Below are 23,365 nucleotides of genomic sequence, written 5' to 3' on the forward strand. Positions count from 1 at the left end.
CCTGCAGCATAATGCAGGCGCCTGTAGAACTACGTAGAAGAATGGCACGCGGCAGAGTAGGGGGCGCGGCATGCGCACCCAGCTCCACGTCTCCACCTCGGGCCCTGGCGCCCGCTCGGGCCTCCCGGCATGATCCGCGGCGGCTTCTTCGCGGCGCTTTCGCTGCTGATCGCGGCGCCCCAGACGAGCGACACCGCCCCCTATCTCGCGGCGGGGCAATATCCCGACGGCATGGAGATCCTGCCGCCCCCGCCCTCGCTCGACAGCCCCGGCGCGGCGCTCGACATGGCGGTGTTCCGCGCGACCCGCAAGCTGGAGGGCAGCCCGCGCTGGCGGATCGCCACCGATGACGTCACCAACGATCCGCTGCACCGCAACGCCTGCGCGATGGGCATGGTGCTCGATGCCAAGCGCGCGCCCGCGCTGACGCGGCTGCTCGCACGGGCGGGGACCGGCCCGGTCGTCGGCAAGGTCAAGGCCGCCTATCAGGTGCCGCGCCCCTATCTGCGCGAGGACGGGCCGATCTGCGAGGCGAAGACCGCGCATCTGGCGAGCAATGGCGACTATCCCTCGGGCCATACTGCCAATGGCTGGCTGGAGGCGCAGATCCTCGCCGAGGCGATGCCCGACAAGGCGACCGCGATTCTCGCGCGCGGCCGGGCCTATGGCGAGAGCCGCGCGATCTGCGGCTCGCACAGCAAGAGCGCGGTGGAGGCGGGCTATATGGCCGGCGCGTCGGTGTTCGCAGTGCTCCAGACCTCGTCCGCCTATCAGCGCGATCTTGTGGCGGCGCGGCAGGAGGTGGCACGACTCCGCGCGACGGCGCCGCGACCCGATGCACAAAGCTGCGCAGCCGAAGCGGAGGCACTGCGCGTCCGCCCCTGGTGATGCAGGTATGACTTCGCTGTCATGAAGCTGTCGCGCAGGCTCGCCACAAGCGCGGCGCTTCATGGGGAATCGCAATGCACGGTGATGGCGCGCGCGGAGCCACGCGGACCGCGTCGGGGTTTACGCTCTTCCTGGGCGGGCTCGCGGCGTTCAGCGCCTATTTCGCGATGTACGCCTTCCGCAAGCCCTTCGCGGTGGCGACCTATGCGGATGTCGCCGGCTGGCATTTCGCCATCGACTACAAGACCGCGCTGCTGATCGCGCAGGTGATCGGCTATGCGCTGTCGAAGCTGATCGGCGTTCGGGTCATTTCCGAAACCGGTCGGCAGGGACGGGCGCGGATGATCCTCGGGTTGATCGGTGCCTCATGGGTCGCGCTGGTGCTGTTCGCTCTGGTTCCGGCGCCGTGGAACGTCGCCTGCCTGTTCTTCAACGGCCTGCCGCTGGGGCTGATCTGGGGACTGGTGTTCAGCTATGTCGAGGGGCGCCGCGTGTCCGAGCTGCTCGGCGCGATGCTGTGCGCGAGCTTCATCCTGTCCTCTGGCGTGGTCAAGTCGATGGCGGTGCTGCTGATGGCGGCCGGTGTCGCGGAGCAGTGGATGCCGGCGACGACGGGGCTGGTGTTCACGCCGATGCTGCTGATCGCACTCTGGCAGCTGGAGCGCTTGCCCCCGCCCGATGCCTGCGACGAGGCCGAGCGCACCGCCCGTGTGCCGATGCAGGCCGCCGATCGCGCCGCTTTCCTGCGCGCACACGGTGCGACGCTGGTGATGCTGGCGATCGGCTATGTGCTGCTGACCGCCCTGCGGGATGTGCGCGACAATTTCGCCCGCGAGCTTTGGACCGCGCTCGGCTATGGCGGCGAGGCGGCGGTGTTCTCGGCGAGCGAACTGCCGATCGCGCTGCTGACGCTTGCCGCGCTCGCGTTGCTGATGCTGATCCGAGACAATCTGCGCGCGCTGCTGGCGATGCACGTCCTCATCCTGCTCGGCGCCTTGTGCCTGGGCGCGTCGACGCTTGCCTTCCAGGCGGGGCTGCTCGCGCCGCTGCCCTGGATGACGGTAGCGGGGGCGGGGCTGTACCTCGCCTATACCCCGTTCAACGCGATGCTGTTCGATCGCATGATCGCCACGATCGGCACCGCTGCCAATGCCGGGTTCCTGATCTACATCGCCGATGCCTCGGGCTATGTCGGCAGCGTGGCGCTGCTGCTCGTCCATGCCCTCGGCGCGCCGGAGGTGCGGTGGCTGCCCTTCTTCATCACCTGCTGCTATGCCTCCGCGCTGGCGGTGGGTGGGCTGACCTTGTTCTCGGCCCTGCATTTCCTGCGGGCGGGCACGGACCGGCAGTTGATCCACCGTCCGGCTTCCCCTACCAACAGCGCCTGATCGCGCCGGTGCCCTGACAAGGGGCTTAATCGGGAATGCGGTGCGGGGGCTTGCTCCCAACTCCGCGGCTGTCCCTGCAACTGTGAGCGGATAGCGCGATGCACTGGCCTCCACCCGAGGGGCAGCCACTGGGCCATCGTGCCTGGGAAGGCGTGCAGCGTGCCGTGACCCGCGAGCCAGGAGACCTGCCGGCGTCCGGTCGCTCTTGCCCTGGCCCAGGGGATGGCCGCGGCACGGTGTACTCCGTCTGAGCGACGCACGAGCGGCTGGGGTCGTTCGCGGTTGCGTGGCTCGGTCGCTTCAGGCGTCCGGCCGGGGTGCGCGGCCGGCCGCTCGCGGTGGCCCCGGCCAGGTCGCACGACGCCGCCGGAGTGCCGCATCTTGTCCGTTCTCGCCTTGCGTACGCGCGTGGCCCTGCTGTTCGCGGGGCTGATCGCAGCCAATCTCGCCGCCTGGGGCTGGGCCTTCGCGCTGTTCCACGCCCAGCCGCTGATGCTCGGCACCGCCTTGCTCGCCTGGGGATTGGGGCTGCGCCACGCCGTCGACGCCGACCATATCGCCGCGATTGACAACGTCACCCGCAAGCTGATGAACGACGGCCAGCGTCCGATCGCCACGGGCCTGTGGTTCGCGATCGGCCATTCGGGCATCATCGCCATCGCCTCCGCCGGCATCGCGCTCGCGACCGGCGCGCTGGCGGGAATGGGGGCGTTCAAGGAAGTGGGCGGGGTGATCGCCACCGCCGTCTCGGCGCTGTTCCTGTTCGCCATCGCCGGCATGAACCTGATCATCCTGCGCGCGGTGTGGAAGACCTTTCAGCACGTCCGCGCGGGCGGCGCCTATGTCGAGGACGACCTCAACCTGCTGCTCGGCTCGCGCGGGCCGCTGTCGAAGCTGTTCGGGCCGATGTTCCGGCTGGTCGGGAAGAGCTGGCACATGGCGCCGCTCGGCTTCCTGTTCGGTCTGGGCTTCGATACCGCGACCGAGGTGGCGATCCTCGGCATGTCGGCGGGACAGGCGGCGCATGGTATGTCTCTCGGCACGCTGCTGGTGCTGCCCGCGCTGTTCGCGGCGGGGATGGCGCTGGTCGACACGCTGGACGGCGTGGTGATGCTCGGCGCGTACCAATGGGCGTTCGTCAAGCCGATCCGCAAGCTCTACTACAACGTCACCATCACGCTGATCTCGGCGCTGGTCGCGATCGTGATCGGCGGGATCGAGACGCTGGCGCTCGTCGGCGAAAAGATGGGGTGGAGCGGCGGCGCGTTCGGCCTTGCCGCCGATCTGGGCGCACATTTCAACGGGCTTGGCTTCGCGATCATCGGCCTGTTCGTTGCCTGCTGGCTGGTCAGCTTCGCCATCTATCGCTGGCAGAGGCTGGACGAGATCGAGGTGCGGGTCTAGAGCCCTTGGTCGAAGGCTTCGTAGCCTTCGCAAAGATCGCGCCGGTGCCCCGGATATGGGGCTTAATCGGGAATGCGGTGCGGGGAGCCTGCTCCCCAAATCCGCGGCTGTCCCTGCAACTGTGAGCGGATAGCGCGATGCACTGGCCTCCAGCGAGAGGCAACCACTGGGCCGGAAGGGCCTGGGAAGGCGTGCAGCGTGCCGTGACCCGCAAGCCAGGAGACCTGCCGGCGCAACGGTCGCTCTTGCCTTGGTCCAGGGGATGGCCGCGGCACGGTCTTGCTTCCGTTCGAGCGACGAAGCTGTGCGGCTGGGGCTGCACGGTCGCGTGGTGCCGGGCGATCTTCGCGCCCGCCCGTCGTCGCGCGCCGGCCGGATACTCGTTCCGGCAAGCCCCGCCTGTTCGCTCCGGCGCGGGGGAAGACATGCATGACCGACCTGGCCAAGGTCCCCGTTACCATCGTCACAGGCTTTCTCGGCGCCGGCAAGACGACGCTGATCCGCCATCTGATCCAGAACGCCGAGGGGCGTCGGCTGGCGGTGGTGGTCAACGAATTCGGCACGCTGGGCGTGGACGGCGAGATCCTCAAATCCTGTGCGATCCCCGATTGCCCGGCCGAGAACATCGTCGAGCTGGCCAATGGCTGCATCTGCTGCACCGTCGCCGACGACTTCATCCCGACGGTCGAGCGGCTGCTCGCACTGGAGCCGCGCCCCGACCACATCCTGATCGAGACTTCGGGCCTGGCGCTGCCCAAGCCGCTGCTCAAGGCGTTTGACTGGCCCGCCATCCGCAGCCGCATCACGGTCGACGGCGTGCTGGCGCTGGCCGATGCCGAAGCCGTGGCAGAGGGCCGCTTCGCGCCCGATCTGGTCGCGCTGGAGGCGCAGCGGGCGGCAGACCCCGGCATCGACCATGAGACGCCGCTCGCCGAAGTGTTCGAGGACCAGCTCGCCTGCGCCGACATGGTGCTGCTGACCAAGGTCGATCTCGCCGGGCCGGAGGGCGTCGCCGCCGCCCGCGCGGTGATCGCCGCCGAAGCGCCGCGGCCGGTGCCGGTGGTCGAGATCCGCGAGGGCGCGATCGATCCGCGCGTGATCCTGGGGCTGGGTGCCGCCGCCGAGGACGACCTCGCTGCAAGGCCCTCGCATCATGACGGCGCCGACGACCACGAACATGAGGATTTCGACAGCACCGTCGTCACCTTCGGCGAGATCGCCGATCCGGCCGAGCTGGTCGCCCGCATCGAGCGACTGGCGCGCGAGCACAAGGTGCTGCGGGTGAAGGGCTATGCGGCGGTGACCGGCAAGCCGATGCGGCTGCTGGTCCAGGCGGTCGGCGGCCGGGTGCGGCATCAATATGACCGCCCCTGGCGTCCGGGCGAGCCGCGCGGCACCGCCTTGGTCGCGATCGCCGAGCATGACCATGTCGATCCCGCGGCCTTCCGCGCGGTGCTGGCGGGCTGAGGCAAAAGGGCGATGCACGTCCTGTTCCGCGAAACGCATGGGCTGGAGGAGAACGCCGCCCCCCAGGACCTCGGGCAGGCGCCTGCGGATCTGGTGGTGCTGTCGTTCTCCGACAGCGACCTCGGCGCGTTCGCGGCGGCATGGCGTGGTGGGCAGGGGGAACTGCCCTCGTTGCGGCTGGCCAACCTGGCGGCGCTGATGCACCCGCTGTCGGTCGACACTTATGTCGAGCGGACATTGTCGGGCGCGAAGGCGATCCTGATCCGGCTGATCGGCGGCACGCCCTATTGGAGCTACGGCCTCCAGCAGGTGGAGGCGCTGGCGCGCGAACGGGGGATCGCGCTCGCAGTGCTTCCGGCGGACGGGCGACCGGACGAACGGCTGGATGCCGCGTCGACGGTGCCGATCGGAGCCTTGCGAGAGCTCGCGCAGCTTTGTGACGCGGGCGGGGCCCCGGCGGCGCGCGCCGCACTGGGCGTGTTGGCAGGGATGGCGGGCCTCCATGCGGCCGAGCCTTCGACACATGTCACGCTTCCGCCATTCGGTGTCTGGCACCCTGCGCTAGGTGCTTTTCGTCCGCCCGATTGTCAGCCCGGTGGCGGCGAGCTGCGGATCCCCGAAGCGTGCCCGTGGCGGCGCACGGGGCAGCCGCTGGTCCTGATCGTCTTCTACCGCTCCTATCTCGCCGCCTGCGATGTGGGCCCGTTCGAGGCGCTCCACGCCGCCTTCGAGCGCGCCGGCTTCGATACGCTGTCGATCTTCGTACCCTCCCTCAAGGCACCGGACGCCCGCGCGCAGGTGGAGCAATGGGTGCGCGACCTTGCCCCTGCCGCGATCGTCAACGCCACCGCCTTCTCCGCGCGCGACGAGCAGGGCCGGTCGCCGCTCGACGCTGCCGGCGTGCCTGTGTTCCAGGTCGCGCTCGCCACTGCGCCTCGCGACGCTTGGAAAAGCGCGGAGCGCGGTCTGTCACCTGCCGACCTGGCGATGCATGTTGTCCTGCCCGAGCTCGACGGCCGCGTCTTCGCCGGCGTTGCCAGCTTCAAGCAAGCCGAGGCGCGGGATGAGGCCTTGGGCTTCGCACGCGCGGTCCACTGCGCCGAACCGCAGCGAATCGAGGCAATCGTCGCACGCGTTGCCGGCTGGATCGAGCTTGCCGCAAAGCCTTTAGCGGAAAAGCGCGTGGCGCTCGTGCTCTCCACCTATCCCGGCAAGGCATGGCAGCTGGCGCACGCCGTCGGCCTGGACGCGCTTGCCTCGGCCGAAGCGATCGCGGCTGATCTTGGCGAGACGTTGGATGCGCTGGCCGATCGGCTGCAGCACGAAACGCTAGCCTGGCCGCTTCCAGCCTATCGGGAGGTGCTCGCAGCGCTTCCCGAACCGCTGCGCACGGCCCTCGACTCAGCTTGGGGGACGCCCGAAGCCGACCCCGCATGCCGCGACGGGCATTTTCATTTCCCCGCGATCCGAAGCGGCGAAATGCTGGTCGCGCTTCAGCCCGAACGCGGCGATCCGGCGACGCGCGAGGATAGCTATCACGATGTCGGCCGAGTGCCCAGGCACGGCTATGTCGCCTTCTACCTGTGGATGAGGGCGCAGGGCATCGACGCCCTCGTCCATATCGGTGCACATGGCACGCTCGAATGGCTGCCTGGCAAGGCGGTGGCACTCTCCGACGCCTGCTGGCCGGAAGCGCTCACCAGCGGTCTGCCGATCCTCTACCCCTTCATCGTCAACGATCCGGGCGAAGCGGCGCAGGCCAAGCGGCGCACCGGCGCCGTCACGATCGGCCATTTGCCGCCCGCGTTGAAGACAGCCGGAACCGGCGCGGGCCTGGGCCGGATCGAGACGCTGCTCGACGAATTTTCCAACGCCGTCGGCCTCGATCCTGCTCGCCGCGATCGCCTCCAGAGCGCCATTCGCGACGAGGCACGCGCGGTCGGGCTCGAGGCCGAGCTGGGCCTGAACGGCGTCACTAGCAGTGCCGAAGCGATCACTCGGATCGACCGCTTCGTCTGCGACGTGAAGGAAGGCCAGTTCGGCGACGGACTCCATGTCTTCGGTCGCGGCCCTTGCGGGGATGCAGAGCGCGACGGCCTCCTCGCGGGGCTCGCCGGCAAGCGGGTCCAAGCGGGGCCCTCGGGATCGCCCTTTCGCGGGCGCACCGACGTGCTGCCGACCGGCCGCAACCTCTACACGATCGATCCGCGTGCCGTGCCCAGCCGTGCGGCGCATGCGCAGGGCATCGTCCTCGCCAGCGAGCTGATCCGCCGCCACCTTCAGGATCATGGCGACTATCCCAGGGGGTTGGTTGTCGACCTCTGGGGTTCGGCGACGATGCGTACCGCCGGCGAGGAGTTCGCAATGGCGCTGCATCTGCTCGGCGCCGCGCCGGTCTGGGACACGGCCTCGGAACGGGTGACCGGCGTCGAGATCCTCCCGCTGGCGATGCTCGACCGCCCGCGGATCGACGTGACGCTGCGCGTGTCCGGACTGTTCCGGGACGCTTTCCCCACATTGCCGCAATTGTTTGGCCAGGCCGTGCGAGCATTGGCAGCGCGTGAAGAAGCGCCCGAATGGAACCCCTTCGCCGGCAGGGACGCCGGTCCGCGCGTCTATGGCCCGCGCCCGGGCAGCTACGGCCTCGGCATGGGCGATGTGGGCGAGACCTATACCGAAGCGGCGCGGCGCGCGGCGGGCGAAGCGTGGCTCGCCGCTTCGGATCATGCGTTCGACGGGCGGGAAGCGCTGGCCGATCCGATGGGGCTTCGCGCCAGGGTGGCCAGTGCCGATGCGTTCGTGCACCTGCAGGACTTGCCCGAAACCGATCTGCTGCTCGCGGCCGACTATGCCGCGCATGAGGCCGGCTTCGCCGCCGCCAAATCGCTGAGCGGCGGTTCGGCCGTGCTCTACCATCTCGATGCCCGCGATGCGGCGAAACCCGTGGCGCGGCCGCTGACAGAAGAGATCGCTCGCGTCGTCCGATCGCGCGCGGCTAACCCGAGTTGGATCGCCGGCATGCGCCGCCATGGCTTCCGGGGCGCAGCGGAGATTGCCGCGACTCTCGACCATCTCGGCGCCTTCGCGCATCTCGCCGCTGCGGTGCCGCCGCAGCTGTTCGACCTCTACCATGACGCGACGCTCGGCGAGCCAGAAGTGCGCGACTTCCTCGCCCGCGAGAACCCGGCGGCGCTCGCGGCGATGGAAGCGCGGTTCGCGGCGCTGCACACGGCGGGGCTCTGGCGGACCCGCCGCAACTCGATCCTGGCCGGTCTCGGAGGCGCGGCATGAGCGGCTTTGCGGTGCGTGGCTGGTGCCCGGATGCGTGGCGGCCGATGGCGGCGGGTGACGGGCTGCTGGTGCGGGTGAAGCCGCGGCTCGCCCGGCTGTCGCGCGAGCAACTGCTCGGCCTATGCGACGCGGCGCTGGTACATGGCAACGGGCTGATCGACCTGACCAGCCGCGGTAACCTGCAGGTTCGTGGGGTTACCGAAGCGGCATGGCAAACGCTGGTCGAGCGGCTGATCGCACTCGACCTCGTCGACGCCGATCCGGAAACGGAGAAGCGCCGCAATGTGCTGGTGGCGCCCGATTGGCGCGCGGGCGACGACACCCTTCGCATCGCGAACGATCTGCTTGCGAGGCTCGACGCGCTGCCCGCTTTGCCAGGAAAAATGGGGTTCGTCATCGATGCAGGGCCCGTGCCGCAGCTGACGGACTCGCCGGGTGACTTCCGGATCGAGCGGGATGCGCAGGGTAGACTGCTGCTTCGCGCGGATGGTCGCACGAACGGCGCGCCCGTCGCGTTCGGAGACGAAGCCGCCGGGCTCGTCCGGCTGGCGCATTGGTTCGTCGATACCGGGGGCGCCGTCTACGGTCGGGTGGCCCGACATGCCGCGCCGCTGCCGGACTGGGCAAGCGAGCGCCTCGCACCGGCGGTGCCGGAGAAGCCCATCGCGCCGGGCCCGCATCCGCTTGGCGCAGCGCTCGGCGTCCTGTTCGGTCAGCTGGACGCGAGCACGCTGGCGGATGCGCTCGGTGCCGAGATGACCGGCGTCCGGATAACCCCTTGGCGTATTCTTCTGGTCGAAGGTGCGGGGTTGAACAGGGCTGGACTGGTCACCGAACCCGCCCATCCGCTGCTGCGCATCGATGCTTGTGTCGGCGCGCCCGCCTGTCCGCAGGCGAGTGTCGAGACACGTACCCTTGCCCGCCAACTCGTGCCGCTGGTCTCCGGACGGCTGCACGTCTCAGGCTGCGCGAAGGGCTGCGCGCGGGCGCAGGCGGCGGACGTGGTCGTGACCGGGCGTGAGGGCCGATACGATCTCGCGTTCGGCGCTCGCGCAGGGGCGCCCCCCATCCATGTCGGGCTCACGTCCGACGCGCTGCTTACCCTTTTCGGAACCAATTGATGCCGTACGCTTACGAAACCGATGGCGCCGCCATCTACCGCCAGTCCTTCGCGACGATCCGCGCCGAGGCCAATCTCGCCCGCTTCTCCCCCGAGGAAGAGCCGGTGGCCGTGCGCATGATCCACGCCGCCGGGATGGTCGAGCTGGCGCCGTACATCCGCTTCTCGTCCGGCTTCGCACGGGCGGCCCGGGCGGCACTGGCCGAGGGCGCGCCGATCCTGTGCGACGCGCGGATGGTGTCCGAGGGGATCACGCGCACGCGGCTGCCTGCGGACAATCGCGTGCTCTGCACGCTGCACGACCCACAGGTGCCCACGCTCGCGAAGGAAATGGCGAATACCCGTTCTGCCGCAGCGCTGGAGCTTTGGCGGCCCCATCTGGCGGGGGCGGTGGTGGCGATCGGCAATGCGCCGACCGCGCTGTTCCATCTGCTCAACATGCTAGAGGATTCGGCGTGTCCGCGGCCCGCTGCGATCATCGGCTGCCCGGTGGGGTTCGTCGGCGCGGTGGAGTCGAAGGCGGCGCTCTGGGCCGCGCCGCCGGTGCCGTGCTGCATCGTCGAGGGGCGGCTGGGGGGCAGCGCGATCACCGTCGCCGCGGTCAACGCACTGGCGAGCCGCGCCGAATGAGCCTGGGGACGATCCACGGCGTCGGGCTCGGCCCCGGCGCGCCGGACCTGCTGAGCGTCCGCGCCGACCGGCTGGTGCGCGGCGCCCGCCATGTCGCTTATTTCCGCAAGGCGGGGCGGCCGGGCCAGGCGCGGCGGATCGCCGAGGGCATGCTCCGGGCCGATGCGATCGAACTGCCGATGGAATATCCGGTGACGACCGAGATCCCGCTCAGCGACCCGCGCTACAATGCCCGCCTCTCCGCCTTCTACGCGGAGTGCACCGAGCGGCTGCTGGCGCTGTCCCGCGCCGGCGAGGACGTGGTGGTGTTGTGCGAAGGCGACCCCTTCTTCTACGGCTCGTTCATGCACCTCCATTCGCGGCTTTCGGGTCAGGTGCCGGTGGCGGTGGTGCCGGGCATCACCGGCATGGCGGGGGCGTGGAACGCCACCGGCCAGCCGATCACCTGGGGCGACGACGTGCTGACGATCGCGATGGCAACCCTTCCCGAGGACGAGCTCGTCCGCCGCATCGGCGATACCGACGCGCTGGTGGTGATGAAGATCGGGCGCAATCTCGCCAAGCTGCGCCGGGCGGTGACAGCGGCGGGGCGCGAGGGCGAGGCTTGGCTGGTCGAGCATGCGGCGATGCCCGAGCAAAAGGTTACCCCGCTCGCCGAGGCGACCAGCGTCACGCCCTATTTCTCGATCCTGCTGATCCATGGCCGGGGTCGGCGCCCATGAGCGGCTGGCTGGCCATCGCCGGGCTGGGTCCCGGGAACGAAGCGCTGGTGACGCCCGAAGTTACCGCAGCGCTGGCGGGGGCGACCGACATCATCGGCTATATCCCCTATGTCGCGCGGGTGGCGCCGCGCGCGGGGCTGACGCTGCACGCTTCGGACAATCGCGTGGAGCTCGACCGCGCCGCGCTTGCGCTCGATCTTGCCGCGCAGGGGCGGCGGGTGGTGGTGGTCTCCTCGGGCGACCCAGGCGTGTTCGCGATGGCGGCGGCGGTGTTCGAAGCGCTCGAAGCCGGGCCGCAGGCATGGCGTGCACTCGACATCCGCGTGCTGCCGGGGATCACCGCGATGCTCGCCGCGAGCGCGCGGGCAGGGGCGCCGCTCGGTCATGATTTCTGCGCGATCAACCTCTCCGACAACCTCAAGCCCTGGGCGCTGATCGAGAAGCGGCTGCGCCTCGCCGCCGAGGCCGATTTCGCGATGGCCTTCTACAATCCGCGCTCCAAGGCGCGGCCGCACGGCTTCACGCGGGTGCTGGAACTGCTGAGGGACGTCTGCGGGCCGGACCGCCCGATCCTGTTCGCTCGGGCCGTTTCGACCCCGGAGGAAGCACTGCGGATCGTGCCGCTCGGCGAGGCGATGCCTGAGATGGCCGATATGCGGACCATGGTGATCGTGGGCTCGAGCCAGACGCGCTGGATCGAGGGTACCGCACGGCCGATCCTCTATACCCCGCGTTCGGTGGGAGCGGGCGCATGAGCCAGCCATTCCAACACCGCCGCCGGATCGGTCACCTCGGCGCGGGGCGGCAGCGCGGGGCGGTCGATCATCAGCACCGGGATGCCGAGCGCACGGGCCGCGACCAGCTTCGCCTCCGCGCCCTTGCCCCCGGCGTTCTTGCAGACGACCAGATCGATGCCGTGGGTCTCCATCAGCGCGCGGTCGCCTACGGGCGTGAACGGGCCGCGATCGACGATCAGTGTGTGGTGCGGAAGGATCGGCGGCACCGCGGGCGCATCGACGAAGCGCAGGACATAGTGGTGCTGCGGCATCGCCGCGAAATCGGCGACATGCATCCGGCCGAGCGCCAGCAGGATGCGACGCGGCGGCCCGGCGAGCGCAGCCACGGCGTCCTCGATATCGGCAACCCGCGTCCACCGGTCGCCCGGGACCGGCACCCAGGCGGGGCGGGTGAGAGCGAGCAGGGGGATGCCGGCCAAGCGCGTTGCCGCGACCGCGTTGGCGCTCATCGTTGCAGCAAAGGGATGGGTGGCGTCGACCAGATGCGTCACGCGCGCCTCGCGCAGGTACGCGGCCAGTCCTTCGGCGCCGCCGAAACCGCCGACCCGCACCGGGATCGGCTGCGCACGCGGCGCCTCGGTCCTCCCCGCATAGCTGAGCGTCGCGGTCACGCCGCGGTCCGCCAGCAGCCGCGCCAGTGCGCTCGCTTCGGTGGTGCCGCCCAGCAGCAGGACGTTCGGCATGGCTGATCTTCCCTGGCTCACCATCATCGGACTGGGCGAGGACGGTGCCGACGGCCTGTCCGCCGCTGCCCGCGCGGCGCTGGAAAAGGCCGAGTTGGTCTTCGGCGCCACCCGCCACCTCTCGCTGCTGCCGGGTCTTAGGTGCGAAGCGCGCGCATGGCCAGTGCCGTTCGCCGAGGGCGTATCCCTGCTCCTCGCGGAGCGCGGCCGGCGGGTGGTGCTGCTCGCCTCGGGCGATCCCTTCTGGTTTGGCGCGGGCACCATCGTCACCCGGCATCTCGCCCGCGAAGAATGGATCGCACACCCAGCCCCCTCCAGCTTCGCACTGGCGGCATCGCGGCTGGGCTGGGCGCTCCAGGATACTCTGTGCCTGGGGCTCCACGCTGCACCCTTCGCCCAATTGCGACCAAATCTCGCGCTGGGCCGACACCTGCTGGTGACCGTCCGCGACGGTGCGGCGGTGTCGGCGTTGGCGAGCTATCTGGCGGGCGAGGGGTTCGGCGCATCGACGCTGCATGTTCTGGAGGCGCTCGGTGGTCCACGCGAGCGGGTCCGTTCGGTGCGGGCCGACGCGCTAGCCTTGGACGACATCGCGCATCCTGTCGCCGTCGGCATCGAACCGGCGGGCGAGGGGGCGGTACTGCCGCTCGCCAGTGGTCGGCCAGATGTCTGGTTCGAGTCCGACGGCCAGCTCACCAAGCAGCCGGTGCGGGCGCTCACGCTATCGGCACTCGCGCCGCGACCGGGCGAGCTGTTGTGGGACATCGGTGCCGGCTCGGGCTCGATCGGTATCGAATGGCTGCTCGCGCATCCCGCCAATCGGGCGATCGCGATCGAGGCCGATCAGGTGCGTGCCGAGCGCGCGCGTGCCAACGCCGCACGGCTCGGGGTGGATCGCCTGAACGTGCTGCTGGGCCGCGCGCCCGTCGTGCTGCCGGAGGGTGTGCCCGATGCGGTGTTCATCGGTGGCGGCCTTTCGCAGGCGTTGCTGGAAGCGCTGTGGGCACGGCTGCCCACCGGCACCCGGCTGGTCGCGAACGCGGTTACCCTCGAGTCCGAGGCGCTGCTCGCCCAGTGGCACGGCGGCCAAGGTGGCAGCCTGTTGCGGATCGAGCTGGCCGATGCGGTGCCGCTCGGCACTCGCCATGGCTGGCGGTCGCGCTATCCGGTGGTGCAGTGGAGCGTCACCCGATGATCGTTGCCGGCTTCGGCTATCGCAGCGGGGCGACCGCCGCGTCGCTGCGTTCGGCGCTACTGCTGGCGCAGGCGGGTGCTCCGCCGGTCACCCATGTTGCGACGCTCGCCGACAAGGCTCCGCTGCTGGAAGCGCTAGGACTGCCGATCCTCGCCGTCGAGGCGGTGGCGAGCATCACCACGCCCACTCGCTCGGCCGCCAGCTTCGCCGCCCACGGCACCGGCAGCGTCGCCGAAGCCGCGGCGCTCGCCGCCGCCGGCCCCGGCGCCCGCTTGCGCGTCACCCGCCAGATTTCCCCCGATCGAATGGCGACCTGCGCCATCGCCGAAGGAGTTCCCGCATGACCGTCCATTTCATCGGCGCCGGCCCAGGCGCGCCCGACCTGCTCACCCTGCGCGGCCGCGACCTGATCGCGGCGAGCCCGGTCTGCCTCTATGCCGGGTCGCTGATCCCGGAGGCGATCCTCGCGCATTGCCCGCCCGGGGCCCGGATCGTGAACACCGCACCGATGGACCTCGACGCAATCCTCGCGGAAATCGTCGCTGCCCATGCCGCCGGCCACGACATCGCGCGTCTCCATTCCGGCGACCTCTCGGTCTGGTCGGCGATGGGCGAGCAGCTGCGGCGGCTGCGCGCGCTCGGCATCCCGTTCACCGTCACCCCCGGCGTGCCCGCCTTCGCTGCCGCCGCCGCCGCGCTGGAGGTGGAGCTCACCCTGCCCGAGCTCGGCCAGTCCCTCGTCCTCACTCGCACCCCCGGCCGCGCAAGCCGCATGCCGCCGCGCGAGAGCCTCACCAACTTCGCCGCGACCGGTGCGACGCTGGCCATTCACCTGTCGATCCACAATCTCGCAACGCTCGTCGCCGATCTGCTGCCTGCCTATGGCGCGGATTGCCCCGTCGCGGTGGTGTGGCGGGCAAGCTGGCCCGACGAGCGGTTCGTGCGCGCGACGCTGGCGACGATCGAGGCGGCGGTGGCTGGAACCATGGAGCGCACCGCGCTGATTCTGGTCGGCCGGGTGCTGGCGGCGGAGGACTTCGCCGAGAGCAGTCTCTACGCTGCCGGCTATGATCGGCGCTTCCGCCCCCAGGACGCGTCCTCGCGCTTCGCGGGCGGTGCCGAATGAGCGTGCCCGGCCTGATCATTGCCGCGCCCGCCTCGGGCACCGGCAAGACCACGGTGATGCTGGGCCTGCTGCGCGCGCTGCGCGAGGCGGGCGTTGCCGTCACGCCGTTCAAGAACGGGCCCGACTATATCGACCCGGCCTTCCACCGCGTGGCGAGCGGTAGGTCCTCGTACAATCTCGACAGCTGGGCGATGGACGCCGGGTTGCTCGATGCGCTCGCGGGCGACACGGATGAAGCCGACCTCGTGCTGGCCGAGGGCTCGATGGGATTGTTCGACGGCGTCGCGCGGGCAGGGGCGAGCGGTACCGGCGCCACCGCCGAGCTTGCGCGCCGCTATGGCTGGCCGGTGGTGCTCGTGGTCGATGTCTCGGGACAGGCACAGTCCGCCGCGGCGACCGCGCTGGGCTTTGCCCGGCTCGATCCGAGCGTGCCGTTCGCCGGGGTGATCCTCAACCGCGTCGCCAGCCCGCGCCACGAGCGGCTGGTGCGGGCCGGGATGGAGGCGGCCGGCATTCCGGTGCTGGGCGCACTGCCGCGCCGCGCCGATCTGGTCCTGCCGGAGCGGCACCTGGGGCTGGTACAGGCCGTCGAGCATCCGGACCTCGACCGCACCATCACCGACTATGCGGCGTTCTTGCGTGAGCATGTCGCCCTCGGCGCCCTGCGCGCGGCCGCAGCATCGACATCGCGGTCGGACGCGGCCGCGGGCGCCGCGCTGCCGGCGCCACCGGCCCAGCGCATCGCCATCGCGCAGGACGCGGCCTTTTCCTTTCTCTACCCGCATCTGCTCGAAGGCTGGCGGCGGGCAGGGGCCGAGATCCTGCCTTTCTCGCCGCTCGCCGATCAGGCGCCCGATGCCGCTGCCGACCTCGTCTGGCTCCCCGGCGGCTATCCCGAGCTCCATGCCGGCACGATCGCGGCGGCCGAGACGTTCCTCTCCGGCCTCCGTACCCATGCCGAGCATCGCCCGGTTCACGGCGAGTGCGGCGGCTATATGGTGCTGGGCGAGGCGCTGGTCGACAAGGCCGGCGAGACGCACCGCATGGCGGGTCTGCTCGGGCTCGTCACCAGCCATGCCCAGCGGCGGATGCATCTCGGCTATCGGCAGGCGACGCTCCTTGCGCCGGTTGCCGCCGTGCCTGCAGGTGCACGGCTCACCGGCCACGAGTTCCACTATTCGACGATCGTCTCGCAGACCGATGCGCCGCTCGCCGATGTCGCCGATGCCGAGGGTAATGCCGTCCCCGAGACCGGCTCGGTGCGGGGGCACGTCACCGGCAGCTTCTTCCACCTGATCGCGGCGGCGGCATGATCGCGCTCCAGCTGATCGGCATCGGTACCGGCAATCCGGCGCACCTGACCGGCGAGGCGATCGCCGCGCTCAATGCCGCCGACCTGATCCTCGTGCCGCGCAAGGACAATGCCCCCGATCTCGCCGGCCTGCGCGAGACGATCTGCGCCGCGGTCCTTACCCGGCCGGTGCCGATCGCCGGGTTCGACATGCCGGTGCGGGCGGGGGAGGACTATGTCCAGGCGGTCCATGCCTGGCATGACGCCATTGCGGATGCGTGGCGCGGGGCCATCGCCGCGCGTCTGCCGGGCGGGGGCAAGGTCGCGCTGCTCGTCTGGGGCGACCCGTCGCTCTACGACAGCACGCTGCGGATCGCCGCGCGGTTGCCCGAGGTGACGGTGCGCGTGGTGCCCGGCATCACCAGCATCCATGCGCTCACCGCCGCGCATGCCATCCCGCTCAACCCGCTCGCGGGCGCGGTGACGATCACCACCGGCCGGCTGTTGCGCAGCCATGGCTGGCCGCCCGGCGCCGACACGCTGGTCGTGATGCTCGACGGCTGTTGCGCCTTCGAGACGCTCGATCCCGCCGGCATCACCATCTGGTGGGGCGCCTATCTCGGCATGCCGCAGCAGGCGCTCGACCACGGTCCACTGTCCGAGGCCGGGCCGCGCATCGTCGCGACCCGTGCCGACCTCCGTGCCCGCCATGGCTGGATCATGGACGTGTACCTCCTGCGAAAGGATCCCCAATGAACCGCGACGACGCCGCGCATGCCGAGAAGATGCGCAAGATCCAGGCCGCCCGCGCCTCGATGATGGAGACCAAGACCGAGGAGAAGGGCCTCCTCATCGTCCATACCGGCAAGGGTAAGGGCAAGAGCAGCGCGGCGATGGGGATGGTCGTCCGCGCGATCGGCCACGGCATGAAGGTCGGCGTCGTCCAGTTCATCAAGGGCGCGATGATGACCGGCGAGAAGGCGGTGTTCGACGCCTTCCCCGAGCAGGTCGAGTTCAAGCCGATGGGGGAGGGTTTCACCTGGGACACGCAGGACCGCGCCCGCGACATCGCCGTCACGCGGACGGCGTGGGACGAGGTGAAGCGGATGATCGCAGATCCGTCCTACGACATGGTGCTGGCCGACGAGCTCAACATCGCGCTGCGCTACGACTATCTGCCGCTCGACGAGGTGCTGGCGGCGCTCGAAGCGCGCCCAGCGATGAAGCACGTGATCGTCACCGGCCGCAACGCCCCTGAAGCGCTGATCGAGGCCGCCGATCTGGTCACTGAAATGACGCAGGTGAAGCACCCGTTCCGATCGGGCGTGAAGGCGCAGAAGGGGATCGAGTTCTGACCACCGCCCCCGCCTTCGACGCAAGCTTCCTCCGCCAGTTCGACACCCTGTTGCACTGGCGCCGCGACGTGCGCCATTTCGACACGCGCGCCATCCCGGCGGAGGAAATGACCGCGCTGCTGGAAGCGGCGAGCCTCGCGCCCTCGGTCGGCAACGCGCAGCCTTGGCGGTTCGTGCGGCTGCGGACCCCGGAGCTGCGCGCGGCGCTGGCGGGGCATGTCGACGCAGAGAACGCCCGTGCTGCTGCCAGCTATGCGGAGGCGGGGAGGCGCGACGCCTATCGCGCGCTCAAGCTCCACGGCCTGCGCGAGGCACCCGAACTGCTCGCGGTATTCTGCGACGAGCGCCCGGCGGCGGGACACGGCCTCGGCATCGCCACCATGCCGGAGATGCTGCGCTACTCCTGCGTGACCGCGATCCATACGCTGTGGCTCGCGGCCCGCGCGCGCGGCATCGGCCTCGGCTGGGTGTCGATCCTCGATCCCGCCGCCGTGACTGCCCTGCTCGACGTGCCGCCGGACTGGACGCTGATCGCCCTGCTGTGCCTCGGCTACCCCCAGGCACCTTCCGACATCCCCGAACTCGAACGCCGTGGATGGCAGGCCCGCGAGCCGCTCGCCGACCGGCTGTTCGAACGCTGACCCATCAGGAGACCTGCATGCTTACCCCGGTTGAAGACGGCCCCGCGATCGTCGTGTGCAACACCTGCCGCTTCAGCGCCGAGGCGCGGGAGGACGGGCAGGGACGTCGTGGCGGCGCCGTGCTTGCCGACGCGTTGACGGAGACCCGCGACGCAGACCCGCGCTATGCCGGGATCGCGATCCAGCAGATGCCGTGCCTGTTCGCCTGCAATGAGCACTGCACGATCCACCTGCGCGCGCCGGACAAGGTCGGCTATGTGCTGGGACGCTTCACCCCGGATATCGACGCTGCTCGGGCCATCCTCGACTACGCGGTGGCGTACGCGGCCAGCGAGCACGGCAAGGTGCCGTTTGCGCAATGGCCACAGGGCGTGAAAGGTCATTTCATCGTCCGTGTGCCGCCAGCGGCCCAGGTTGTGGAGAGCTGAAGGGCTGCGCGGAGCCATCCTCGTAGCGCAGCGCTGCCCCTGCTGGTGCCCCACACTCCCGGCTCCTTTCCCCGGACCCGCTGCGCATGCAGCGGGCTCGGTCACGCCGCATCAGCCGCTGATGCTCGTGCTATCGGGAAGGGCTTCGATGGCAGCTTCGGCAGAGAAAGCTGACCGGCAGCTCGCGCCCCACTACCGGACGGTCTGAAGTGTCTTCGCTCAAATGTGAAGGTGAGCCAGCGGACCTAGGCGCGCGACCACCCGAAGTGACGACGCAGTTTCCGCTGGCTCGCGTCCTTCATATCATCCTACGCGCTTCTTGTAAGGTTCAAATCAAAAGGCCGACGCCGGTCAAGGGATCGGTGGCCTTCCCATGTCCGCTTTCCACCGCTCTCGGTCATTCGGCCTAGCGGCCGAGCCAGAAGCCGTCATTCGCCGCCGGTCGCAGGCCAACGGCCGCTTCTAGCGCGAACCTCGTCGGGGGCGTCCGAGATCGGCGGGAAGCGGACGTTTGTCAGGCGTTTGCGAAGAGCACGCTGAAGAAGACTCCGAAGAGAGCCAGAGGCGCAAACGACAGCATTACGACGGGGAAAATGCTATCCCGATTGAACCGCCGATACAAAGCCCAGAGCGGCATCCAAGATATGGCAACAAAGAAGGCGCCAAGAAACCAAGGGAAACGAAAGGAATCTAGCTCGACGCCTCCTAAATGCGGTAGGAGCATCAGCATATAGAGGAAAGATATTATCATGGCCGCCACCCGCGCATCGCTGCCACTCTATTCATCAATCTCTCGTTTGCCGTTGCTCGCGCCAATTTATAATAGTGGTTTGAATGTCCGCAACTGAGCGAAAGCTGCCTGTCGGCCTTTCGTCGCCTTCCGGTCATGGATCCACCGGAGCGGATAGCGACGAAGGGACCAACTGCTGGCTCAAGACCTCCTGCGGAGTTTGATTGCCAAGGCACTTCCGAGGCGTGTTGTTCAGCCGATCGACTATGCCTTGAAGCTGGCGGTCAGATATCGCGGTGATGTCGGTGTCGAAGGGAGAAACCGCCGAATGCGGCCGTTGGTGTTCTCGACGCTGCCTTTCTGCCACGGCGCTGAGGCTTTGCAGAAGTAGGACACGATGTTCAGCGTGCTGGCGAGCCTAGGATATCTTGCGAACTCGGTGCCACGATCGAACGTGATGGGGCGTCGGAGGGGAGGGGGAAGGGAGCGAAGACGCCGCTCGATGCCGGTGATCACCTCGGTCGAGTGCTTGCTCGGGTTTGGGCACAGGATCGTGAAGCGGCTGCGCCGCTCGACGAGCGTGGTGAGGTTTGCTTTTCCGTGAACCGCGCGAAGACGATCAGATCGCCTTCCCAGTGACCGAAGCTGTTCCGTTCGGCGATCTCCGGCGGGCGCTGGGCAATGGTGTTCGCCTCGGGGATGCGAGCGGCGCGCGGCTTCCGCCCATAACGCGATCGTCGCTTCTTCCTGGCCATCGGAAGCAGCTTCCACAATTGCTGGCGCTTGCCGTCCTCGCTGTAGACGTACTGGTAGATCGTCTCGTGGCAGACGTTCCCCGATCCGGTGCGGTGCCGACGCAGATAGCCGGCGATCTGCTCTGGAGACCAAGCCGCCTCGAGGCGGTCCCGGATATAGGCGGCCAAGGGCAAATTCCGCGAAATCTTGAGTCCTCGGCGCCGGCGCGCCGCTGCCTTGTCATTCGCAAGCGTCGGGAATAGCCGCGGAACATCGCCTCGTCATTCAGGTGCCGGTTCCGCTTCAACTCCCGGTAAACGGTCGACACGTGCCGGCCAAGCTCCGTCGCAGCCTCACCGACACTTCTGCCGGACTGCCGAAGCTGATAGAGACGTCGCCGTTCGTCCAGATTCAGACGCCGATAATGGCGCATGCTGCGAAACCCACAAGCGGCTGAACACCGCAGATTGCCTAGGTTTTTGCGCTTCGATTTGGAATCCGCCCACACCATAAACCTGTTGCCGCCAGTTAGAAAAGGCACATTCCGCAGCCAGATAGAAATGGCACAACTCCGGTGGCAGCGGGGGCTGCGTGGAGCCCTCCTCATAGCGCAGCGCTGCCCCCGCTGCTGCCCCGAACTCCAGGCTCCTGTCCGCGGACCCGCTGCGCACGCAGTGGGCCCGGTCACACCGCCTCAACTATGCAGGTCGTGCTATCGGGTAGGGCGTCGACGGCAGCTTCCGCGGAGAAAGCAGCCTGTCCGTTCTCGCCCCAGTTGCGGACGTTGCGTTGGAACGCCCATCCGTTGTCCGACGATCAGGGCGTGGTGATGGAGTTTTTAGCCGCTCCACCGAGAGGCGATCTCGAGCGCTCTCAAGGCAGGCTAGAGTGCAGAAGCACGTTTCCAAATTGTTGAGCAAGCTCGCCTACGATGCTCCCGGAAAATGAAGGGTGAACGGATGGCTTTCCACTTGGCTGCTTGGTCGCAGGGCTGCTTATCTTTATACTGTTGGATCACCCTGTATAGGGCTGTGGTGCTTGGTAAGAGCCTGCCGGGTCGCACGAGAGCTCTTTCTTATTCTCAGGATAAATGGCTCTACATAGCTACTGCGACGCTTTTTGCCGTCGCCGGAATCATCACTGGCCTTAACTTCAGTATTTACGCATTCGTGATGATCACTGACTACTAATCGGCAACGTCCGCTTTCCACCCATTTCCAGCCGCTCAGCGCCGCGCCCGCGCCAGGAGCTGCCGGTCCGCTTCGGATGAAATTACAGCCGGTCCGCTGACGCCCACTTGCGAACATTCGAAAACGGTGTCCTAGAAACCGTATGGAATGGACCGCATGGCAATTTCTCGCAGTCGCCACCGTCTGCTTCGTTATAGTCGCACTATCGCTTTGGAAGGGCGTCACTGCCGGAGTTGCGTGGCGCGGAAGGCTAATTGCGCGGAGGGACAGAGAACCTAAGCTGTTCGGCTGCTCCGTTGCAATCTTCGCAGCCTTCGGGCTGTTACTGGTCGTAGCAGTCATTTCAACGCGCTGAGAGGACCGTCCGCTTTCCACCCATCTTCAGCCGCTCAGCGCGGCGTCTAGGTCAGGAGCGGCCATTCCGCTTCGGATGGAGAAGCTGCCGGTCCGCTTCCGCCCCAGAAACGGACATGATCCCGGGGTTAAAAATCGCAGAGGCTGCACCACGAATAAGACCACGCGAACAGCGCGATGGCGACAGACGGAATGTAGAACAGCAGCATCAGCAGCTTGGTGGAAGTTCGGAATCGAAGCATCATGAAGTCGGTGCAGCCAGCAACCATCGAGAGCAGGAGCACAGGATAAAGCCAGACGCTGAATGGGTTGCCGTAATTACCTGCCTGCCCCCATGCCGCTAAAAACGGATATGAGAGCAGGGGAGGTCCGGCAAACAGGATCGCCGTCCCAAGCGCGGGGGCGTACCGAGCACGACTCATGTTCATGTAGCTGAGATGCTTGATGAGCGCGTTCTGCGCAATGACCGTTTCCCACCCACTTCCAGCCGGTGGGCACTGCGGGTCATCTGAAAGCCGCCGGATGGAAGAGTCGCACGCACTCGTTCTGCAAGGTCGAAGATGCCGCCAATCTGGCGTATTTTGCTTCGTACCGCTCACTTGAAGGTGAGGATGCGAATATTGTTTCGATACGCTTCGGCGGTCGCTGAAACATCGCTTGTGGCGAAGACAAGTATGTCCACTCCGCTTGGAATCGATAAGCATTTGACGAGCGCAAGCGCGCTGCCTGACTGCCCCCACACAACCGAGTTGCCGCTGGTTGAGATTGCGAGGCCGCTTTTCTGCATGGCTGCCTTCGCATCGTCCGTGCATGCAGCTAAGCTCTTAGGGCGATGATCGTATCCCCAATGCGCGGCCGGTTGGGTTCGTGGTCGCTTGACCCTGTTCAGCCCGTCGCCGTTGAAACGGGTAACCGCCAATATATCCGGGGGCGTGCGGCGCGCGTCGAAAACGCGAATGCGGATGATATTGCGCAACCGCTCTGCCTCCGCGGGGGAGCGACTGGCGGCCAGCACCTCGATCCAAACGCCGTTGTTATAAGGCACGCATCGGACGAGGACGACGCTCTGTTCGTCAAAGCCCCAGACAACCTGGCCGTCGTTGTTACCTTCTATGAATTTCTGTTCGCTGAGTGCGTCGATCGCTTTCGTGCTGCAGCTTTTGACGTCCATTTGCCGAAAGTCGTCACCGTATTGGGCGTTCTGTGACGCGAGCGCCGGACCCGCACTGCAGATCAATGCCGCGACAACTGCTCCTCGGGCGATGAGTCTCCACATTCGAAGTCTCCTCTGCTTAGCAATAGCTGCGATGGCCTTAAGGATGGTGCAAACAAGTCCCAAATGAAGGCGGGAAGATCGAATGACAGCCTGATTCAACGATACGAATCAAACTGTTTATTCAACTAGCCATATTCTTAGAGAAGCCTTCGGGACTCCGCCAGCAGATTTATTTGCTTGCACCTTAAAGCGCTGGCTCGTAGATCGCCCGCAGCGGCATCGTCTATGTGCCGCAGACGGTCCGCCGCTGGAAGAATGCTTCGAGGGCCTATGGCCCGCCCACCCAGACTTAGCCTACGTGAAGGGTGGGAGCGCCTGAATTAGCGGGAGCCAATGCTGGATTTTAACAGCTTAAGTTGATCGGAAGCTGCTCCACGTCGGGGCTCACTCAACGGAAGCTATGCCGATTTCTTTCTCCAAAAGCGGTCATGTCCGCTTCCCACCCACTTCCAGCCGCCAACCGCGGGTGTTGAATGCGGGCGTTTGCGTCCGCTTTCGGGAAGGTCGATCGGCCTCCTGGATGTCCGAAACTGGGCGCCGAGCTGCCCCCTCCCGCCGCTTTGAACGCTCCCGCCCGAAAGCGGACTAAGGCGGACGTCAGTTGATCAGCGGGATGTTATCCCGCTTTTGCCTCTATTTGTCGGGAGGGAGTTG

At 67.9% G+C, this 23,365-nt stretch carries 20 protein-coding genes, 1 pseudogene and 2 riboswitches; of the genes and pseudogenes, 17 read left to right on the forward strand and 4 right to left on the reverse strand.

Annotated features, from left to right (window positions below; translation table 11 throughout):
- Positions 1-129: 129 nt before the first annotated feature.
- The 9 genes from ABIC35_RS04760 to cobJ all read left to right on the forward strand — a co-directional run bounded on the left by ABIC35_RS04760 (position 130) and on the right by cobJ (position 11,665).
- The gene (locus tag ABIC35_RS04760; protein ID WP_121077135.1) at positions 130-888 is read left to right on the forward strand and encodes an acid phosphatase; all 759 of its coding nucleotides are present in this window, start codon (positions 130-132) and stop codon (positions 886-888) included.
- A gap of 74 nt (positions 889-962) precedes the next feature.
- Positions 963-2,276 (forward strand): DUF5690 family protein, encoded by a 1,314-nt coding sequence (locus ABIC35_RS04765; protein WP_121077137.1) that lies wholly within the window; start codon positions 963-965, stop codon positions 2,274-2,276.
- Positions 2,266-2,483, forward strand: a riboswitch (cobalamin riboswitch). (Overlaps the previous gene by 11 nt.)
- A 210-nt stretch (positions 2,484-2,693) precedes the next feature.
- Positions 2,694-3,680: a HoxN/HupN/NixA family nickel/cobalt transporter gene (locus ABIC35_RS04770; protein WP_354278382.1), complete on the forward strand. Its 987-nt coding sequence runs from the start codon at positions 2,694-2,696 to the stop codon at positions 3,678-3,680.
- Between the two features lie 25 nt (positions 3,681-3,705).
- Positions 3,706-3,926, forward strand: a riboswitch (cobalamin riboswitch).
- A 183-nt stretch (positions 3,927-4,109) separates the two neighbouring features.
- Positions 4,110-5,147, forward strand: a complete 1,038-nt coding sequence (gene cobW / locus ABIC35_RS04775) for a cobalamin biosynthesis protein CobW (RefSeq protein ID WP_121077140.1) — start codon at positions 4,110-4,112, stop codon at positions 5,145-5,147.
- Between the two features lie 12 nt (positions 5,148-5,159).
- Entirely contained in the window at positions 5,160-8,438 is a 3,279-nt protein-coding gene (gene cobN, locus ABIC35_RS04780) for a cobaltochelatase subunit CobN (protein WP_121077142.1), read from the forward strand.
- Positions 8,435-9,559, forward strand: coding sequence for a cobalamin biosynthesis protein CobG (locus ABIC35_RS04785; RefSeq protein WP_121077144.1), 1,125 nt, complete (start codon positions 8,435-8,437; stop codon positions 9,557-9,559). Before cobN ends, ABIC35_RS04785 begins: the two co-directional genes overlap by 4 nt.
- A complete protein-coding gene (locus ABIC35_RS04790) occupies positions 9,559-10,188 on the forward strand; it encodes a precorrin-8X methylmutase (protein ID WP_121077146.1) in 630 nt (209 codons plus the stop codon). The genes ABIC35_RS04785 and ABIC35_RS04790 overlap by 1 nt, the downstream gene beginning before the upstream one ends.
- A complete protein-coding gene (gene cobI / locus ABIC35_RS04795) occupies positions 10,185-10,910 on the forward strand; it encodes a precorrin-2 C(20)-methyltransferase (protein ID WP_121077148.1) in 726 nt (241 codons plus the stop codon). Before ABIC35_RS04790 ends, cobI begins: the two co-directional genes overlap by 4 nt.
- Positions 10,907-11,665 (forward strand): precorrin-3B C(17)-methyltransferase, encoded by a 759-nt coding sequence (gene cobJ, locus ABIC35_RS04800; protein WP_121077150.1) that lies wholly within the window; start codon positions 10,907-10,909, stop codon positions 11,663-11,665. The genes cobI and cobJ overlap by 4 nt, the downstream gene beginning before the upstream one ends.
- Here cobJ and ABIC35_RS04805 read toward each other — a convergent pair.
- The gene (locus ABIC35_RS04805; protein WP_121077152.1) at positions 11,632-12,390 is read right to left on the reverse strand and encodes a cobalt-precorrin-6A reductase; all 759 of its coding nucleotides are present in this window, start codon (positions 12,388-12,390) and stop codon (positions 11,632-11,634) included. The two genes, cobJ and ABIC35_RS04805, sit on opposite strands and share 34 nt — an antisense overlap.
- On the opposite strand from ABIC35_RS04805, the gene cbiE reads away from it, so the two are divergent.
- Genes cbiE through ABIC35_RS04845 form a run of 8 tightly spaced genes read left to right on the forward strand, consistent with a single transcriptional unit; the run spans position 12,389 to position 18,426 of the window.
- Positions 12,389-13,585 carry a precorrin-6y C5,15-methyltransferase (decarboxylating) subunit CbiE gene (cbiE, locus tag ABIC35_RS04810; RefSeq protein ID WP_121077154.1) on the forward strand — a complete coding sequence of 399 codons (1,197 nt, stop codon included), beginning with the start codon at positions 12,389-12,391 and terminating at the stop codon, positions 13,583-13,585. The genes ABIC35_RS04805 and cbiE overlap by 2 nt on opposite strands.
- Positions 13,582-13,929, forward strand: coding sequence for a cobalamin biosynthesis protein (locus ABIC35_RS04815; RefSeq protein WP_121077156.1), 348 nt, complete (start codon positions 13,582-13,584; stop codon positions 13,927-13,929). Before cbiE ends, ABIC35_RS04815 begins: the two co-directional genes overlap by 4 nt.
- Positions 13,926-14,711, forward strand: coding sequence for a precorrin-4 C(11)-methyltransferase (cobM, locus tag ABIC35_RS04820; RefSeq protein WP_121077158.1), 786 nt, complete (start codon positions 13,926-13,928; stop codon positions 14,709-14,711). Before ABIC35_RS04815 ends, cobM begins: the two co-directional genes overlap by 4 nt.
- Positions 14,708-16,024 (forward strand): cobyrinate a,c-diamide synthase, encoded by a 1,317-nt coding sequence (locus tag ABIC35_RS04825; RefSeq protein WP_121077160.1) that lies wholly within the window; start codon positions 14,708-14,710, stop codon positions 16,022-16,024. The genes cobM and ABIC35_RS04825 overlap by 4 nt, the downstream gene beginning before the upstream one ends.
- Entirely contained in the window at positions 16,021-16,758 is a 738-nt protein-coding gene (cobF, locus tag ABIC35_RS04830) for a precorrin-6A synthase (deacetylating) (protein ID WP_121077162.1), read from the forward strand. The genes ABIC35_RS04825 and cobF overlap by 4 nt, the downstream gene beginning before the upstream one ends.
- Positions 16,755-17,357: a cob(I)yrinic acid a,c-diamide adenosyltransferase gene (cobO, locus tag ABIC35_RS04835; protein WP_121077164.1), complete on the forward strand. Its 603-nt coding sequence runs from the start codon at positions 16,755-16,757 to the stop codon at positions 17,355-17,357. The genes cobF and cobO overlap by 4 nt, the downstream gene beginning before the upstream one ends.
- On the forward strand, positions 17,354-17,998 hold the full coding sequence (bluB, locus tag ABIC35_RS04840) for a 5,6-dimethylbenzimidazole synthase (protein ID WP_121077166.1): 645 nt from the start codon (positions 17,354-17,356) through the stop codon (positions 17,996-17,998). Before cobO ends, bluB begins: the two co-directional genes overlap by 4 nt.
- 17 nt (positions 17,999-18,015) lie before the next feature.
- Positions 18,016-18,426 carry a DUF1636 domain-containing protein gene (locus ABIC35_RS04845; protein ID WP_121077168.1) on the forward strand — a complete coding sequence of 137 codons (411 nt, stop codon included), beginning with the start codon at positions 18,016-18,018 and terminating at the stop codon, positions 18,424-18,426.
- Positions 18,427-19,310: 884 nt separating this feature from the next.
- Here ABIC35_RS04845 and ABIC35_RS21700 read toward each other — a convergent pair.
- From ABIC35_RS21700 to ABIC35_RS04870, 3 genes and pseudogenes are all read right to left on the reverse strand, one after another.
- Positions 19,311-20,324 (reverse strand): annotated as a pseudogene (locus ABIC35_RS21700) (IS30 family transposase).
- A gap of 1,239 nt (positions 20,325-21,563) precedes the next feature.
- Entirely contained in the window at positions 21,564-21,863 is a 300-nt protein-coding gene (locus ABIC35_RS04865; RefSeq protein ID WP_147425874.1) for a hypothetical protein, read from the reverse strand.
- 167 nt (positions 21,864-22,030) lie between these two features.
- Positions 22,031-22,711 (reverse strand): hypothetical protein, encoded by a 681-nt coding sequence (locus ABIC35_RS04870; protein ID WP_147425875.1) that lies wholly within the window; start codon positions 22,709-22,711, stop codon positions 22,031-22,033.
- Positions 22,712-23,365: the final 654 nt, after the last annotated feature.

Source organism: Sphingomonas trueperi (assembly GCF_040545965.1).
GTDB lineage: Bacteria > Pseudomonadota > Alphaproteobacteria > Sphingomonadales > Sphingomonadaceae > Sphingomonas > Sphingomonas trueperi_C.

Excerpts from the sequence above, each read along its gene's own strand:
- ABIC35_RS04765 (WP_121077137.1), top strand. The coding sequence starts at position 963 with ATGCACGGTGATGGCGCGCGCGGAGCCACGCGGACCGCGTCGGGGTTT.
- cobM (WP_121077158.1), top strand. The coding sequence starts at position 13,926 with ATGACCGTCCATTTCATCGGCGCCGGCCCAGGCGCGCCCGACCTGCTC.
- ABIC35_RS04865 (WP_147425874.1), bottom strand. The coding sequence starts at position 21,863 with ATGAACATGAGTCGTGCTCGGTACGCCCCCGCGCTTGGGACGGCGATC.
- cobN (WP_121077142.1), top strand. The coding sequence starts at position 5,160 with ATGCACGTCCTGTTCCGCGAAACGCATGGGCTGGAGGAGAACGCCGCC.
- cobF (WP_121077162.1), top strand. The coding sequence starts at position 16,021 with ATGATCGCGCTCCAGCTGATCGGCATCGGTACCGGCAATCCGGCGCAC.
- cobI (WP_121077148.1), top strand. The coding sequence starts at position 10,185 with ATGAGCCTGGGGACGATCCACGGCGTCGGGCTCGGCCCCGGCGCGCCG.
- ABIC35_RS04805 (WP_121077152.1), bottom strand. The coding sequence starts at position 12,390 with ATGCCGAACGTCCTGCTGCTGGGCGGCACCACCGAAGCGAGCGCACTG.
- cobO (WP_121077164.1), top strand. The coding sequence starts at position 16,755 with ATGAACCGCGACGACGCCGCGCATGCCGAGAAGATGCGCAAGATCCAG.
- ABIC35_RS04870 (WP_147425875.1), bottom strand. The coding sequence starts at position 22,711 with ATGTGGAGACTCATCGCCCGAGGAGCAGTTGTCGCGGCATTGATCTGC.
- cbiE (WP_121077154.1), top strand. The coding sequence starts at position 12,389 with ATGGCTGATCTTCCCTGGCTCACCATCATCGGACTGGGCGAGGACGGT.
- cobJ (WP_121077150.1), top strand. The coding sequence starts at position 10,907 with ATGAGCGGCTGGCTGGCCATCGCCGGGCTGGGTCCCGGGAACGAAGCG.
- ABIC35_RS04785 (WP_121077144.1), top strand. The coding sequence starts at position 8,435 with ATGAGCGGCTTTGCGGTGCGTGGCTGGTGCCCGGATGCGTGGCGGCCG.
- ABIC35_RS04815 (WP_121077156.1), top strand. The coding sequence starts at position 13,582 with ATGATCGTTGCCGGCTTCGGCTATCGCAGCGGGGCGACCGCCGCGTCG.
- ABIC35_RS04825 (WP_121077160.1), top strand. The coding sequence starts at position 14,708 with ATGAGCGTGCCCGGCCTGATCATTGCCGCGCCCGCCTCGGGCACCGGC.
- cobW (WP_121077140.1), top strand. The coding sequence starts at position 4,110 with ATGACCGACCTGGCCAAGGTCCCCGTTACCATCGTCACAGGCTTTCTC.
- ABIC35_RS04845 (WP_121077168.1), top strand. The coding sequence starts at position 18,016 with ATGCTTACCCCGGTTGAAGACGGCCCCGCGATCGTCGTGTGCAACACC.
- ABIC35_RS04790 (WP_121077146.1), top strand. The coding sequence starts at position 9,559 with ATGCCGTACGCTTACGAAACCGATGGCGCCGCCATCTACCGCCAGTCC.
- ABIC35_RS04760 (WP_121077135.1), top strand. The coding sequence starts at position 130 with ATGATCCGCGGCGGCTTCTTCGCGGCGCTTTCGCTGCTGATCGCGGCG.